At 55.5% G+C, this 16,294-nt stretch carries 11 protein-coding genes; 9 read left to right on the top strand and 2 right to left on the bottom strand.

What is annotated here, in order from left to right; all coding sequences use genetic code 11:
• Positions 1 to 339 precede the first annotated feature (339 nt).
• The gene (gene dgoD / locus VGE80_RS15200; RefSeq protein ID WP_397569549.1) at positions 340 to 1,518 is read right to left on the bottom strand and encodes a galactonate dehydratase; all 1,179 of its coding nucleotides are present in this window, start codon (positions 1,516 to 1,518) and stop codon (positions 340 to 342) included.
• A 99-nt stretch (positions 1,519 to 1,617) separates the two neighbouring features.
• Here dgoD and VGE80_RS15205 point away from each other — a divergent pair, with 99 nt between their 5' ends.
• The 5 genes from VGE80_RS15205 to VGE80_RS15225 all read left to right on the top strand — a co-directional run bounded on the left by VGE80_RS15205 (position 1,618) and on the right by VGE80_RS15225 (position 9,408).
• Positions 1,618 to 2,496, top strand: a complete 879-nt coding sequence (locus VGE80_RS15205) for a GntR family transcriptional regulator (protein WP_440593249.1) — start codon at positions 1,618 to 1,620, stop codon at positions 2,494 to 2,496.
• 31 nt (positions 2,497 to 2,527) lie between these two features.
• Positions 2,528 to 5,809: a DUF1553 domain-containing protein gene (locus tag VGE80_RS15210; RefSeq protein WP_440593250.1), complete on the top strand. Its 3,282-nt coding sequence runs from the start codon at positions 2,528 to 2,530 to the stop codon at positions 5,807 to 5,809.
• 21 nt (positions 5,810 to 5,830) lie between these two features.
• Positions 5,831 to 7,279 (top strand): DUF1501 domain-containing protein, encoded by a 1,449-nt coding sequence (locus tag VGE80_RS15215; protein ID WP_440593251.1) that lies wholly within the window; start codon positions 5,831 to 5,833, stop codon positions 7,277 to 7,279.
• A gap of 401 nt (positions 7,280 to 7,680) precedes the next feature.
• Positions 7,681 to 8,667, top strand: a complete 987-nt coding sequence (locus VGE80_RS15220) for a DUF1559 family PulG-like putative transporter (RefSeq protein ID WP_397569545.1) — start codon at positions 7,681 to 7,683, stop codon at positions 8,665 to 8,667.
• 288 nt (positions 8,668 to 8,955) lie between these two features.
• Positions 8,956 to 9,408 carry a hypothetical protein gene (locus VGE80_RS15225; protein ID WP_440593252.1) on the top strand — a complete coding sequence of 151 codons (453 nt, stop codon included), beginning with the start codon at positions 8,956 to 8,958 and terminating at the stop codon, positions 9,406 to 9,408.
• Positions 9,409 to 10,309: 901 nt separating this feature from the next.
• Here the strand turns inward: VGE80_RS15225 and VGE80_RS15230 are convergent.
• Positions 10,310 to 10,666: a hypothetical protein gene (locus VGE80_RS15230; RefSeq protein ID WP_440593253.1), complete on the bottom strand. Its 357-nt coding sequence runs from the start codon at positions 10,664 to 10,666 to the stop codon at positions 10,310 to 10,312.
• Between the two features lie 1,166 nt (positions 10,667 to 11,832).
• Here VGE80_RS15230 and VGE80_RS15235 point away from each other — a divergent pair.
• The 4 genes from VGE80_RS15235 to VGE80_RS15250 form a co-directional block, all read left to right on the top strand.
• Positions 11,833 to 12,705: a DUF4394 domain-containing protein gene (locus VGE80_RS15235; RefSeq protein WP_440593254.1), complete on the top strand. Its 873-nt coding sequence runs from the start codon at positions 11,833 to 11,835 to the stop codon at positions 12,703 to 12,705.
• Between the two features lie 1,660 nt (positions 12,706 to 14,365).
• A complete protein-coding gene (locus tag VGE80_RS15240) occupies positions 14,366 to 14,602 on the top strand; it encodes a hypothetical protein (RefSeq protein WP_440593255.1) in 237 nt (78 codons plus the stop codon).
• Positions 14,603 to 14,940: 338 nt separating this feature from the next.
• Positions 14,941 to 15,120, top strand: a complete 180-nt coding sequence (locus VGE80_RS15245; protein ID WP_440593256.1) for a hypothetical protein — start codon at positions 14,941 to 14,943, stop codon at positions 15,118 to 15,120.
• A 484-nt stretch (positions 15,121 to 15,604) separates the two neighbouring features.
• Positions 15,605 to 16,294 (top strand): hypothetical protein (locus tag VGE80_RS15250; protein ID WP_440593257.1); only part of this gene is annotated, 690 nt, incomplete at its 3' end.

Raw genomic sequence — 16,294 nt, forward strand, 5'->3', positions numbered from 1 at the left:
CGGAAGCCGACAGACTTCACTGACCATGGCGACTACGACACCGTCTGCACCAACCTCAAACGCCCAGTCGATCTCTCGCTCCAGCGTGCTCCAGTCAATCGACTCATCCTCAAAAAAGGGAGTATGGAGGACGGGCAGCACACCCTGGAGCGTGCCATGATCACGGGAAACCGTCATGAAGTGATATTCCTGTCGCTGCGGGATTCAAATCAAAGCCAATTCCGTCACACGAAATCTGCTTGCCACAAACCGTGCTTACGTCGTCGGGCGCTCCAGAGCGCAGGTCAGTCCAGCGTCCAGCTCATCAATCGGGCTCCCGCGCTGGACCGGCTGGCCAGATCACCAATCGCCCACCGCACCGTCGCTGTAGAAGGTTCGCTGCAGTACTTCCTGCTGGAACGGATACTTCTTGATCGCCTCTTCATTGACGGTGACCCCCAGCCCGGGACGCGTATTGGGAGTGACGGTCCTTGTTCGAGGGTCAATCACGTAGCCCTCATCGACAACTTCATCACGCCACGGAACGTCCTGATGCACGGATTCACAGATGATATAGTTCGGTTGCGAGAACCCGAATTCCAGCGAGGCGGCCGTGCTGACGGGCCCTTGTGGATTATGGGGCGCCAGGGCAATCCGGTGAGCGTCCGCCAGAGCCGCGATTCGCCGCGCTTCAGTGAAGCCACCACAATGAGTCAGATCAAGCTGACAGATTTCACATCCGCGGACAGCGAACAGGTCCCGGAACGCCGCCAGATGAGTCAATCGTTCCCCTGTTGCGATCGGAGTGACTACCGCGGCATTGATCGCGGCCAGACCATCCAGACTTTCCGGCCAGCAGGGTTCTTCGAAGAAGTAGAGCCCATATTGATCCAGAGCCTGGGCGAACTGCATCCCCATGGCCGGGGAAGGGCGAGCGTGGCAGTCGACCATAATATCAATGTCGTCACCGACAGCGTCGCGCATCGCGGAAACGCAGGCATCGGCCGCCTTGATCGAACGCATCCCCTCGATCGGCATCGTTGGGGGGACCGCCATCGATTTGAAGGCGGTGAATCCTTCCTCAACCGCCTGCCGAGCCAGATCGGCGAACTGATTCGCGTTGTCGACGGGAGTTTCATAGAAGCTCTCGAGGTTCCCACCCCCCAGATGACAATAGAGTCGAATCGAGTTGCGTACCGGGCCGCCCCACAGTTGATGGCATGGCACGCCATGAATCTTGCCCAGAATGTCCCACAGAGCCAAGTCGATTCCGGCGATGGCAGTCGATCGTACGATGCCGTTCCCGTGCCAGAAGTGCTGTCGCCACATCATCTGCCACAGGTATTCCACCCGACGCGGATCTTCCCCCACAAGTAACTGACAGAGATCTTCGATCGCGCCCACCACGCTGCGGGTATGCCACTCCAGCGTTGCTTCACCCCAACCGACGAGCCCCGGCTGATTCGTAATGACTTTGACAAAAATCCAGTTCCGCATGCGGGCATGACAGACGTGAGTCTCGATCGCCGTAATTTTCATTGAGATTCCATGACAGAGTGAAGTGTGCACACGACTGGAGATTTGATTTTGAAGACAATGTACTTGCTTTTGTATTCAATAACAAGTACGCTATCTTTGATGTATATCGCAGACTTCATCAAAAGTGATCTAGAAGCCCGCCTGAAATCGGGCATGGTTCAACCTGCGCAGTTGACAATCGACGCGCTGGCGGAACACTACGATGTCAGCCACACACCGATTCGATCTGCCATTGCCGAGTTAATCAGTGAGGGGTTGCTTGAAAAAGGCTCAAACCGTCGACTGATCGCCAGTGTGACCTGCCCGCCGCAACAAGGGGAATTGCCTCCTGCGGAACCACCTGAACCTCTTCGCGACCCGTACGAAACCATTTCAAACGACCTCGTTAAGGCGAGCCTGGAAGGAGATTCGATTTACCTGCGGGAAGAAGTGACTGCCGAGAAGTACGACGTCAGTCGTTCGGTGATACGGAACATTTTTCACCGATTGGCGGGGGAGGGGATGCTTGATCACATTCCCCGACGGGGATGGCGGCTGAGGGCATTTCGTCAGGACGACTTGAAGGCATTCGTTGAAGTTCGCGAATCGCTGGAACTCAAGGCGCTCGCGCTCGCGTTTCCCAGACTGGACTCACAAGAATTACAGCGAATACTGGACGCAAACGTTTATCCGGCCGATCCGTCAAGTTTGCCTCTGATCGATGAATCACTGCACAACTATCTGATCAAATTGTCGGGTAATGTCTACATTAAAGATTTCTTCGTTCGCCAGGGCCGCTACTACGAACTGCTCTTCCACTGGGAAGACCACGACCTCGATGCCGCGATCGAAACAGTCCGTCAACATCGAGAAATTTTGACGTTTCTTCTCAATCGAGATGAGCAGAGTGCTCGGCGATCCCTTAGCTATCATATTCTCAATAATCACCCGATCCTGACGCAGATTTCGGGGAAGGCAAACGAGCAAGACGATAGATAAAGCCGCAAACTCATGTTTCAGAAGGTGCACAATGCGGATTTCTCTACAACGATGGTTCTTCGCGACCTGCTGGTTCAATCTGATTTCGCTCGCTGCCGCCGCCGATGATGGCGTGAATTACCAGACGCAGGTCAAGCCACTGCTCAAGGGACGCTGCTACGCCTGCCACGGCGGACTGAAACAGGCAGGGGGCCTCCGTCTGGATACCGCCCGGTTGATCCTCAAGGGAAGTGACTCCGGAAAAGTCATCACTCCAGGTGAAAACGCCGATTCCAGTCTGCTGCTGGAACGAGTCGCCGCGACAGACACCTCGGTCCGCATGCCCCCCGAACAGGAGGGTGAGCCCCTCAAAGAAGAAGAGATTGCGCTGCTGCGGAAATGGATTGCTGCAGGCGCTCCCGCTCCCGACGATGAGCAACCCGAGTCTGACCCGACAGAACACTGGTCGTTTCGCACGGTCGTACGCCCTGAAGTCCCAGTGGTCAAGAATACCGCCTGGGTTCGCAATCCGATCGACGCCTGGATCTCTGCAGGGCACGAACGACACGGTTTGACCCCTCAGCCGGAAGCCCCTCGAATCGTCCTGCTCAGACGACTCACGATGGATCTGATCGGCCTCCCTCCCACGGCCGAAGAAATTGCCGCATTTGAATCCGACACATCACCACAGTGGTACGAAAAAGCGGTTAATCGACTGCTGGAAGACCCTCGTCACGGCGAACGCTGGGGCCGTCACTGGATGGATATCTGGCGCTACAGCGACTGGTGGGGACTGGGAGATCAACTCCGAAACAGCGACCGACATATCTGGCACTGGCGTGACTGGATTGTGGAATCCCTCAATCGTGACACGCCCTACGACGAGATGCTCCGTTTGATGCTCGCCGCCGATGAAATCGCTCCCGACGACCCTGATAAACTCCGCGCGACGGGGTTCCTGGTTAGGAATTTCTTCATCTTCAATCGTAATAAATGGATGGAGGAAACCGTCGAGCACGTCAGCAAGTCCATGCTGGGGCTGACGATGAATTGCTCCAAATGTCATGATCACAAGTTCGACCCGGTTTCGCAGGTCGACTACTACAAAATGCGTTCGTTCTTCGAGCCCTATCTGACTCGCATCGATATGGTTCCGGGGGAGATCGATTTCAACAAGAATGGCATTCCCCGCGCTTTTGACGGTCTGCCAGACATCCCCACCTACCGATTCATTCGAGGGGACGAGGCGCAGCCCGACAAGGGGACGGCCATTCATCCCGGTGTTCCCGAGCTGCTGGCTTTCGATGAACTCAAGATCGAGCCGGTCAGTCTCACTCCCACCGCATCACAGCCGGGACTGCGTCCCTGGGTGATGGAAAACTATGTGGCGGCTGCGCGGCAGAAGCTTCAGTCGGCGGAAGCAAAGCGGCAGGCAGCCCTGCAGGTTCTGGAACGAGCCACGACCACCTCTGCAGAGGCGGCATCGGACGCACCTCGGCCAATTCAAGAAACATTCGAGACGCTGGATCCAGCCCGCTGGAGACTTGACGGCAAAGGCTGGGTCCATTCGCCGGGAAAACTCGAGCAAACAAAAGACGGTACCGATCAACCGACGGTCACTTTGCTGGAGAGCGCTCCCGATAACTTCAAGGCGGTATTGCGATTTACCATCAACGGCGGAAGCCAGTGGCGCAGCTTGGGAATCGTGTTCGACACGATCAGTTCCGAGAACTTTCCCGGTGACGCGTCCGAGACCAGCCAGGAACTTTACGTCAGTGCATCGATGGCCGATTCGAAAGTTCAATTCTCGTACCGCACGGGGGGAGAATGGAGTTACCCGGGAGACGGCAGGAAGTCGATGTCCTTCGAGCTCGGTCGCGAATATGTCTTGGAGCTCCGGGTTCGAGGATCACTGATCAACGCCACGATCAACGGGGAACATCTCCTGGCGTACCGCACTCCGATTCCTCGACGGAAGGGATCGCTGCGGTTAATGACGTTCGATGCCCTCGCCACTTTTCATGAGTTCCAGCTTTCCGAACTGCCTGGGAATGAGCTGCTGACAGACCCGATGGGGAAATCCCTGGGAAGCGACCAGAATGACTTCGAACTGGCCGACGCCGAACTGAAGATCGCCCGGGCCGAACTCTCCAGTGTCGAAACTCGCGTGGCAGCCACGCGGGCATTGCAGGAAAACGCCGCTCAAGATCTGCAAATGGCCAGAAAGGCCACCGCGATTGAAGCGGAGCGGCACCTCGCGATCGCTCAAGCCGAACGTGACGTGCTCCTCGCTCAGCACGCTCACGCAAGTGCCAATGATGCCAAGAAAGAAGACGCGCAGAAGAAACTCGACGAAGCCCGGAAGAAGCTGACCGACGCAGAATCCCTGGCACAGTCGCCGATCAAGGAAGGCGATGCTTACACCCCATTCACGGGGACCCGCTGGACTGCCACACGGTTTCGAAATACAGGAGCCGATGATCCCTCACCCGCCTTGCCTGCCCAAAGTACAGGTCGACGTCTGGCACTGGCGAAGTGGATTACGGACAAACGCAATCCGCTCACCGCGCGTGTGGCCGTCAACCATCTGTGGAACAGGCACTTTGGTACGCCACTCGCCCCAGCCCCCTTCGACCTGGGAAGAAACAGTCCCGCACCAGCAGATCCTCAACTGGTCGATTGGCTTGCTTCGGAGCTGATGGAACAGGGGTGGAGCCTGAAGACCCTGCATCGATTGATCGTTATGTCGTCGACTTACCGGATGAGTTCCTCAGTCGTCGACGCGGAAGACTGCCTTAAGAAAGATCCCGACAACCGCTACTGGTGGCGACGAACCCCGATCCGAATTGAGTCCCAAGCGGTCCGGGATTCCATCCTCAGCCTCACGGGAACGCTCGACCCCACCATGGGGGGGCCCTCTGTCATGCCTGCACAGCAAGCCGACTCAAAACGTCGCAGCATGTACTTTTTCCATTCGAATAATGAACGGAATCTGTTTCTGACAACGTTTGATGAAGCGGATGTCGGCGAGTGCTACCGCCGCGAGCAAAGCATTGTTCCGCAGCAGGCTTTGGCCATGACGAACAGCAGGCTGGTGCTCGATTCAGCCCGACAGATTGCCGATCGCATTTCACAGCAATCGACCGATGACACGGATTTTGTCAAACGGGCTTTCGCGCTGGTTCTGTGTATGCATCCCAATGAAGCAGAAATCGCAGCCAGCCTGAACGCCATGAAACGCTGGAAGAGCGAAAATGGGGAGTCGGTGGACCCGTCTCGAGCCAATCTGATCTGGATTCTGATGAATCACAACGACTTCGTCACGCTTCGCTGAACCGTCTGGAAAGGATCACTCATGATAACGTCACCATTTCATTCATCCCTTCCTCGACGAGCGTTCCTCTCTGACCTGGGAATGGGTTTTACGGGACTGGCTCTCGGCGCCATGCTGCATCGGGATGGAGTCGCCCGCGCCGACTGGGCCCCCCCGACGGGGACGCCCCATTTCCCACCCAAGGCGAAAAGCGTGATCTGGCTGTTCATGAACGGCGGGGTCAGCCACATGGAAAGCTTTGATCCGAAGCCCATGCTGACTCAGTACGGCGGAAAGACGATCGCCGAGACACCGTTCGCCGACACGCAAGACCCCAAGAAACTGGCCATCGAGAAACTGGTGGCACCAGACGGCAACGGATTGCAGCGAAACAAACTTTATCCGCTGCAGGTCGGTTTCCAGAAACATGGGGAAAGTGGCATTGAGGTGAGCGACTGGTTCCCGCAGATCGCTCGCCACGTCGACAAACTCGCGATTGTCCGGTCCATGTGGACCACAGACAGCAACCACGGAGCACAGACCCAGTTCCACTCCGGACGCCACACAAACGATGGCCAGTTCCCCACTCTCGGGGCCTGGGTCCATTATGGACTCGGTTCGCTGAACCAGAACCTGCCGCAATTCATCTCGATCGGAACACGAGAATACTGGAACAAACGAGACGGGTATTACCTGGGCCCCGCCCACGACGCGGTCCCCCTGCGGATCGATCCGAGTAATCCTCTCGACTTCAACCGGCCCGAACGTCCCATGTCGTCGGACGCAAAGCAGATCGGCGAGAGTCTCCTGCGGGATCTCAACTCCATTCGCGGTGTTGAATATCCGAATGACCCGTCCATGGCCGCACGAATTGCTTCCTACGAACTTGCGTTCCGGATGCAGACTTCGATCCCCGACATCGTCGACTTCTCCAAAGAAACAGCCAGCACGCAGGCGCTGTACGGACTTGATCAGCCTCACAGCAAAGAGTTCGGAACGCAACTGCTGGCGGCTCGACGCTTCATCGAACGGGGCGTCCGGTTTATCCAGATTCAGCACGGGGGGGGTGGGGCCGGTGCCTGGGACGCTCATGGTGGCTTGAAAGAAAACCACGGACGACTCGCCCGCGCCGTGGACCAACCGATCGCAGGCCTGTTGCACGATCTGGACGAACGAGGATTGCTGGATGAGACTCTCGTCATTTTCTGTACGGAGTTCGGTCGGACTCCGGGAACTCAAGGTGCCGATGGTCGAGACCACCACATCTTCGGATTCACGGTCTGGATGGCGGGTGGAGGTCTGAAGCGGGGTGTCGTACACGGTGCGACGGACGAAATCGGCTTCCATGCCGTGGAAGACCGGCACTACGTCACTGACATCCATGCCACCATCCTGCATCAGCTCGGCCTGGATTCCCGTCAGCTCGAAATCCCCGGTCGAAAACGACTCGAGATCGACCACGGTACGCCGATCACCGAGATCATCGCGTAACGCACTCTTCTCACCGCACGACTGACCTGAGGATTCGCAACGCAGAAAGCAATGCGTGATGGCGATTTCCCCGGGGAAGGTGCGCCCTCGTGTCCTTATCGATAGAAAGGAATAAGCGTTTCCGAATCCCGGTCAGATACGACAGGGAAATTCGACGCCCGCCACCCGGAACAGGTGACCTCGTTTATCTTTTTGACAATTGCACTTCCGCTGACGCTCCGGGGACTCGCGCGTTTTTCTGGCAGATCACTGCAACTTCTCTCCAGGTTGCGAATCTCGCAATCGCTACTCGTTTGTGTGAGCGTTTCTATCTGCTCACTTGTCGGTATCTGACTTCGCTGGTTGTTTCTCGAGATTGCTACGCTTTTGTCCAACTCATCAATTTACAGATTGGATGCCACATGAAGAGAAAAACGAATCGCGGATTCACATTGATCGAGCTGCTGGTGGTCATCGCGATCATCGCCGTTCTGATTGCACTCCTGCTTCCGGCAGTGCAACAGGCGCGTGAAGCAGCACGCCGAACACAATGTAAGAACAACCTGAAGCAAATCGGTCTTGCCTTACATAACTATCATGACACCTATAACACCTTCCCCCCCGGTGGAATTGGAATGTTCCACTATTCGTGGCTGGTTTCGATCCTGCCCCAAATGGAACAGTCGAACGTCTTCAACCGAATTGACTGGAACGATCAGGGGTATCCCGGTGGCGTCAACATCGCCATGCTCAATAACTGGACTCCGGATTTCCTGTGGTGCGCATCCAGTTCTGCGTCTCGCGTGAACGTACGACCGGACTTCCCCACGAAAGTCGCAACGACGTCCTATATTGGGATCTCAGGAGCCGCGACGAACGCGATCGACCCCACCGATCCTACAGGCATGGGACGCTGCATTGCCGGGGGACAGGGATATGCCTGTGCAAACGGGATGCTTGTCGCGAATACCGTCTCCCGGATGCGCGATGCGTCTGACGGATTGACCAACACGATCATCGTGGGGGAACAATCCGCGATGGGCACGACGGGCGTCGGCGGAACTCCGATTGAAATCCGTTCCAGCGCCGAATGGGGTGCCTGGATCGGCCCCGGTGCCACCGTCGCCCCACCTCAACCTGGGGGTGTCTACACCTGGGCGGCAGGACCCTGGAGCCGCAACACCACGACCACGCGATATCCCGTCGGCCACAACACTCTGGCAGACGGTTCAGGTGGCAACCACCGAGACGGAACCAACACCGCGATTCACTCCGCACATACGGGTGGAGCACACGTCCTGCGAGGTGACGGCGGCACGGTCTTCCTCAGCAACAGCATGGACTGGACCGTCTTTCGCAACACGTGTATCCGGGACGATGGACAGGTCATGGGTGAGGGCCTCAACTAAGGCCCACGAACGCGGAGCGGTGAATTCCTTCACCGTTCATCACATTGTGACCGGCGAATTTGGCTGTCCCCCAGTACAACTGAAGGACAGTCCCAAAACGTTGGTCCTCCCGACTGGTATGAACACGTCGCTCCTCTCGCTGGAGGGGCGACGCGTTCCCCTGCAGCGCGGTGCTGGCAGGCAGCCGCCTCTTCAAGCAGCCGGCCGGCGCGGCTGAAAGGTCCGCCGGCCGGCCTGCCAGATCTGGTACGAACGCCATTCGAAATCTTTGAAACAAGGTAGACTGCAATGGGATTACCTGTTCCCCTCATTCGGCTGAAGAACGCTCATCGTCTGTTTGGCTTCGTCCTGATGGTGGGGTTGCTTGCGAGTTCCCTTCTCGGTTCGGGATGCTCAGGCTCAAAGCCTCAATCTTACGTGACGGGTATGGTGAGTCTCGATGGGGAACCGGTCGGCGGCGGATCCATCCTCTTCATTGATGAAAAGGGACAGACCGCGAACGCACCACTGCAGGAAGATGGGCAGTACTCCTTGAAATGCTCACCCGGAAGTTACCGAGTCGCCATTTCACCACCACCGGCGGTTGATCCCCTCGCCGCCAAATCGACCGGCCAGCCTGCCGCCCCCACAATCAAGATTCCCAAAGCCTACCAGGAGGTCCGGACCAGCGGCCTGATGGCAGACGTCGCCGCAGGTACGAACACACATGAGTTCGAGTTGGACTCGAAAGTGAAAAAGTAATCCCGGCCCAAGTTGGTTTGCCGGACGGAAGGAGAGCAGGAAGCTCAGTCAAGGTACGCCCGGAAAAGCCCTGATGAGCACAGATGCGTTCATCGAGCTACGGAGCAACCCTCAAGACAGCGGGTACAGACACTGAAGCGTCGGGAGTCGCGAAATGATCGTTCGTCAGACGTTGCTGACGGCTGAAGCCGCGATCACTCGAGCAGACGCCGCCTGGCAGTAGCCAAAAAAGTCGCCAACCTGTCGCGACAAATCGAGCAAGAGCCCCGCTCGTGAGTGGCAGCGAACTTCTAGCTCGGAAAATCACCTGAGAGCAGGGGGGGCCTCACAGCTCAACTCGCCATCCGATCCGGTCGTGCTGGAAATCGTCAGATCGACTGACGGCAAGCACTCAGGGGCCCGTCTCGGACGGGCTCCTTTTTCGTCGACGATGTTTTTCTGCATAAGAGCCAGGCGGAAATGGCGGTCAGCGGTAGTGTGACTGACCAATAAGGAACACGACAAATCAAGCACCGTCTCTGTAATTCAGGCATCGAATATTCAAACCAATGGCATTTGCTGAAATCGAAGCCGATCCGTCGCCATCGCCAGTCAAGAGTGAATGAAGGGGAGTCTCTCTCCAACCGTTGAAACGGGATTAACTAGTCCCCTTGCGGACGGGGTATCGCCTTCCGGTCAAGTAGCCAAATGCTGCCAAAGTCAGGTCCATTAGCGGTTTCATGAACGAACCAGAACGCATCGTAATCTGTTCCGAATTGCTGCCTCGATGTTGGACTGATGCAAACGACAATACGATCGATCAGAATCAGACTGCGCACCCACGCTGTAAGGAAGACACACGCCAGTATCAGAGTGAGAATGCCCGTCTTCTGTCGCCACCCGCGAAAAAATTCTTGCATGATCACACAGCCCCTTCTGTTGATCCGGTCGCGGGATTGCCGGGATTCGATAGCAGAAGCCATGTAGTGAACACCGTCAGGGGAATGACGACGACGATGTAGTCGATCTCAAAAAGCGGCAGGTTTTGCTCAACCAGCTCAACCCTTCCATCAGCCAGTTCCAGCGTCTCGGTTCTGAACCCTTTCGGGTCGTAGATCTCAAATGATCCGTTGGAAGAAACAATCTGTATCAACGAGAGATCGACAGACTCGGCGTAGTCAGCATGACTTCGCACCCACCCCACCATGAACACGCACGCCATGACCAGCGTCAGCAGGCCCAGCTTCCGCCGCCATCCACGAAAGAATGCCCAGACCATGTTCGTTCCTTTGGCATGCCAGCTTCTCCGGCGCTTCCAGTTGCATCGGCATAATTAATCATCGACAGAATGTCGTCAAGAAGGTAGCGGGGTATCACCAGTTTCACGCCGTTCGCACGATACGGGCCAGCGTCATGGCGGCAGTGAATCGTGGCACCGGCTTCCAGCCGGTGATGACCCGCGCTCAGCGGCTGGAAGCCGCTGCCACGGAGTTTTTCACTTGAAGGGCGCAAACCTGCCGCGCGACCGCAGAACTCACACCGTCGCGTTCCGGCTGGCCAATCGATTCCCCATCGGTCTTGATTCGTCTGATGAAAGGACGCGAGAAAATCTTCATCCATGCCCGCCAGAGAATCCAACCGCTCTCACCCGCCGAGCAGCGGCAACGCCAGCACCATGCTTGAGAGAAAATTGAGAAGTTCCTCGATGCGGGAACGAATCATTGCTGACTGCCGAGGCCGGTGTCGTCGATCTCGTCGCCGACGCGCTCACGCGCTTTGACGTTGAGTGATATCCGCTGCTCTCTTGATGCGTGATGCCAAATCTCAGGCATGTCATCGTGATCGTCAAACCTTTGTCCGGTCACGCGCTGGTAAAAGTCACATATTCCTGGAAATCATTGACGAGCAACGAGGCCAGTTCTCAGCTCCGGACATGCAGGATCCCCATGGCCCCCACATCGTCTTCAAGAATCGGAAACGGGCTCCCAAGATATTCTCACAGTTAAGAGAACGAGTGTTATTCGAGGTGCCTGCGCCGTCTTGGCCAGTTGCCGTTCGAGTCAGTGCGTGCGAGGGTCAGCCTCCCTGCGCGATCTGATTCCACACGATTGCATTTCTTAAGGCTCAAATCCCTCTGATCAGTCAGCAAACTGCGATCAAATACACGACAAATACTGCCCTCATGTTCACTATTCATTCCCGCGTGCGGTGATAACGACACATTACGAGTACTTAATCTGCACAGGTGCCGAAAATTCAGAACTCGGCCTGAATTACAGTGTTAAGCGGAATATCCATTGCGAACGGGAGCCCTTCGACAGCTTCTCACATTGGCTCGGAGGGAAAAAATGAATTCGTCGTAGTGAACATCATTTTAGGTCCTTCTGAACTCCCTTTTTTAATCCAGTTTAATCTCAAATACGCCATTCAAAGGATACTCGTTCTATGTTCCATCGACTTTCAATGTGCTTGGCATTCACATTCGTCGCGATCTTACCCGTGTCTGTGAACGCAGCGACCATCACCGGGCTGACCGCTGACAATCAGTTACTGACATTTAATTCGTCGAATTCGAGTGTGATCACGAATACCGTTGGTGTGACAGGACTCGGCGATTACATGTTGCAGGATATCGACTTTCGACCTTCGACGAAGGAGCTGTATGGTGTCGGAGTCAATGGAATGGGCCAAGGTGCGATCTTTAAGATCAATACGGTCACTGGCCAGGCAACATCAGTGGGACTGACGGGATCTCCGTTCAACCTGAGTGGAAACATTGGAATAGACTTCAACCCCGTTCCAGATGCCCTGCGCGTTGATACCACGGCCGACCAGAACTACCGGGTGACGTTTGCAACGCCAACGACGAACGTGAATATCGACGGCAATCTTGCGTATGCCGCTGGCGACGTAAATTTCGGAAAAAACCCGAGCATCACGACAATCGGTTACACAAATAACTTTGCAGGAACGACCTCGACGACTCTTTTCGGTATCGATTCAAACCTGAATACGCTGGTGAGGCAGCAGCCACCAAATAACGGAGTCCTTAATACAGTCGGTTCCCTGGGATTCAACATTTCGGGTGACAGCGGATTCGATATTACTGCCGACAACAATGCTTTTATTGCAGACTTGGACCGACTCTACTCGCTTAATCTGTCAACAGGACAGGCAACATTCATCGGTCAGATCGGCAGTGGCTCCCCAGACATTATCGGCCTGGCCGTCGCAGTACCAGAACCGAGTATGTTCTATCTCCTGAGCACGGGAATCGCCGGCCTGATTGCGAAGCGACGTTTCGGCCCCAGGAAATGAGCGATCCTGAATTGGGGAATGGCTGATGAGCAATCTTTTCAATGGTGATTACCGGATGTAGCCCAACTTCCGGAGCGCATGAAAAGACGGTGCCTGTAATGATGATCCAGCAGAACAGGTCAGAGGCAAACCGTGTATCTCGAACGAGTGTGCACACCGACAGGGCCTTGAGATAAGATTGCAGGCTACCGGTAATGGATGGATTCCGTCGGTGGGCACTAAGAGGGGTGTCATCCGCATTTCTGGCGCTCGGTGTGATATTTGTGCACAGAATCCCCTCGTTGCACACGTCACCCTGAATCCGCCAGAAATGCTTCCTTGACGTCGACGTTTGCGGCGGGCGAAGCTTCCGAATTACGAGAAAGCTTCTGCGGTTTTGCACCGAACTTACTGCTGTTGCTGGGCAATGCAACGGCGGGTCATCTCAAGCGTCTGCCGACGGCTGGCGACATGGACAACAGCTCACGGAACGTTCGGACCAGTGACAGCGAGGTGTTGCTTTTCAGGAAGCTGCCTCGCTGTCATTCTGTGTATCGGCTGGCAATCCGTCTATGTCATAGGCAGAAACCCTTGGTCTCCGCAGCTGTCACCGAGATGGTTCGTAACCAATCCCATCGCGGCATTGCGCTCGTCGATTGCAAAGGCTTGGAAACGGGTCGGCTGGCAACTTGCGCAGCCTTCCACTCGAGTCGGTCCTGCTGACTGAATATTTGGGACTGAAGATCCCTCTGATTCGAGGCGTTGCAGGGATGGGGGTGGCTCGTGAGCTCGATAGAGTCTGCTGAGCCTCGTTCTGAAGCTGCGCCCCTGAGACAAACTGTGTCCCAAGTGTACTCACATGCATTCTCGAGCCCAAAGCCCCATTCGTTCTCCGGCCCAAAGGGCCATTCGTTCAAATAGCCTGGCCCATCGGGCCAGACGTGATTCGGAAAAACACCAAAAGGCCTGAAGGGCCGACCGTTCGACCGCATGTCTCCTGGGCGAATCCGAGGAGACTACGAACTGTACGCGCACTCACTTCTGGCAGCAAACTGGCCAACTGCTTCAACGCCCATTCCCCGGCGGACTCAAATAGTTCCCGAAAAACATCAATGCAAACATGAGATAGAAACAACCTAGGACAATTGTCTTCTTGCCCCAGTCCCGATACTGCTTTTGAAGTTCAGGATCACTTTGCGCTCCCTTCGCCACCCCCTTCAATCCGAGTCTAATAACGTAACAACCATAAACGGCAAAGATGAGAGACATAGTCGCGTACAGAATCGGCCAGCGTGTTACAAGCAACAGTCCGACCAACAGGGTCCCGACGACACGTAAGAAGACATTCCAATCTCGCATCACAACCAACTCGTAAGATATCGCACACACGCCGTTTCGTGAAACGCAGTATAGCTCAGCTCCCACACCCCCAAAAAGCCTTGCAACGGCAGCGTCTACCCTTCGAAGCTGAAATTCCAATCTCCTGTGACGACACCGTCACGCCATTCTTGGCAAACTTAGAGAAACTAATGGCCACCATGAGTGTTCCTCTCTTTGGATCACCGCACGCAGTTTTGCTCTGTCCTCCATGGTTGAAAGACGCGTTTACGACACTGAGGAGCAGATCCACTTCGGGACCTTCTCGTGCGACAAGAGGTGCAAGGACCCGCAGCAAGATCGAGTGAAGAAAATCGTCATTGGCACCCTGGGGAGTCGACTGGCACGGCATCAGGGGCTTTGCCTGGGATCTGTGATAATGCCGGATCACGTCCTCGCTCTCATCTGGTTCCTGGAAACGTGGCAATTGAGCCCGCCCCTGAACAAGTGGAAGAAACTGACTTCGAAAGCATTGAAAACCGTGTTGCCCCTGTGTTTCCAGAGTGACTGGTCCCAGATTGACTCCACCGAACCCATCTGACAGGCACGCTACTACGGATTCAACGTTGGGTAGCGGGGCAAGGTGGAAGAAAAACTGGACGACATGCACATGAATCCCGTTCGGGCCGGATTGGTGGAGCGAGCCAGGGACTGGCCGTGGAGTTCGGATCGCTGATACTTTGAACAGAAATCTGTTGGTTACCGATTCGGCGGCCGCCTGGTTTGGAAGCTGATGATGAATTCACCACAGATGTGTAATGGCCAGCCGACGAGATTGCATCTTGTGCCTCCGGCACCCGACCGCCCTCAACAGGCGGTCGGGCCACCCAGCGTGGGTATCACCAGTTTCACGCCGTTCGCACGATGCAGGCCAGCGTCATGGCGGCCGTGAAAGGTGGCAGCGGCTTCCAGCCGGTGATGACCCACGCTCAGCGGCTGGAAGCCGCTGCCACGCAAATTCCGGTTCCACAGGGTGCCCAGCTGCCGCGCTGCACACGCGAAGATAGAACTTACACCATCACATTTCGACTGGCCGACACATTCCCCCAGCGATCTTGATGACTCGGAAGAAGGAACGCGACGAAATCCTGAACGGTGCTTGCAACAGGAACCGACCGCTCGCGCCCGCCGAGCAATGGCGCCAGCACCATATTTCAAAGAAAGTTGAGAAGTTCCTCGATCCGGCAACCGGTCATTGCTGACTCCGGCTTCCGGTTATCGCCCACTTCGTCCTCGACGTGCTCGGCCACTTGGCAATGGAGCGGTATTAGTTGCTCTCATGGTGCATGATGCGAAGCCACATGCAATCAATCGCCAAACCTCTGCCGGATCGCACGCAGGCGGAACTCACGCATTCCAGCAAATCCCTCACGAGCAACCAGGCCAACCTTCGACTCACGCAACGACGCACCCCCCGATGCAAGAAACGCACTCACACTGAGATCCGATCAGTTCGAGAGTTCGTTGATGTTACAATCAAGCCCTGGAGCGAAGCATTCGGCGATTCACGCGGGGATCGCTAGCAAGTCATTTGGAGAAAATCATGGGCCGCCGACGAAGCCGAAAACTTAACAATACACAGCAGACGCAAGTGGTTGCTTCACCGCTACCGCCAAAAGCGCCAAGTTCGCCTATTCGTCAATGGATGGAAAATGCAGTCGCTCTATCGATTGCCATCAACGTCGTTTCTGGTTTCGAAAGAGCTGTCTACATCGTAATACTTGTGATGATCACTACGATCGGGTGGCGAATTTGGGAAAGACATCCCGGGTGCTTTACGTTTGATTTTCGTAAAAATCGATCCTTGGCCTCATGGGGAATGGTTTTTCTCCTTGTCTGCAGCACAACTCTTGCCGGAACGTATTGGATCGTTGAAAGACGTATTTCACTCAAGACAACAGCGGAGTTAGAACAAAAACAAAAGAACGACGACGCAAATGAAACTATTCGAACTACAAAACGCCAGAATGAACAGTTAAACGCGGCTGTTAAAGTCCTCAAAGATCAGAATACACAACTCGCCAAACAAAATGCGGAGACGCAGAATCTTGTAAAAGCCACCTCTTCCACTCAAACCCTCATTTCTGACGAAGAGGCAAAGGGTTACCAACGTCGTTTTCCGATGGGATGCCGTGTTTACTCGCTGTATCAGCCTTACGGTTCGCCGGTCAAGTTTAGAGAGGCTAAAACCAGCGTGTCTGCATATGAAGATAAAGAGGGTTTGAACAACTTT

Origin of the sequence: Schlesneria sp., from assembly GCF_036405755.1 — a bacterium.
GTDB classification, from domain to species: Bacteria; Planctomycetota; Planctomycetia; order Planctomycetales; family Planctomycetaceae; genus Schlesneria; species Schlesneria sphaerica.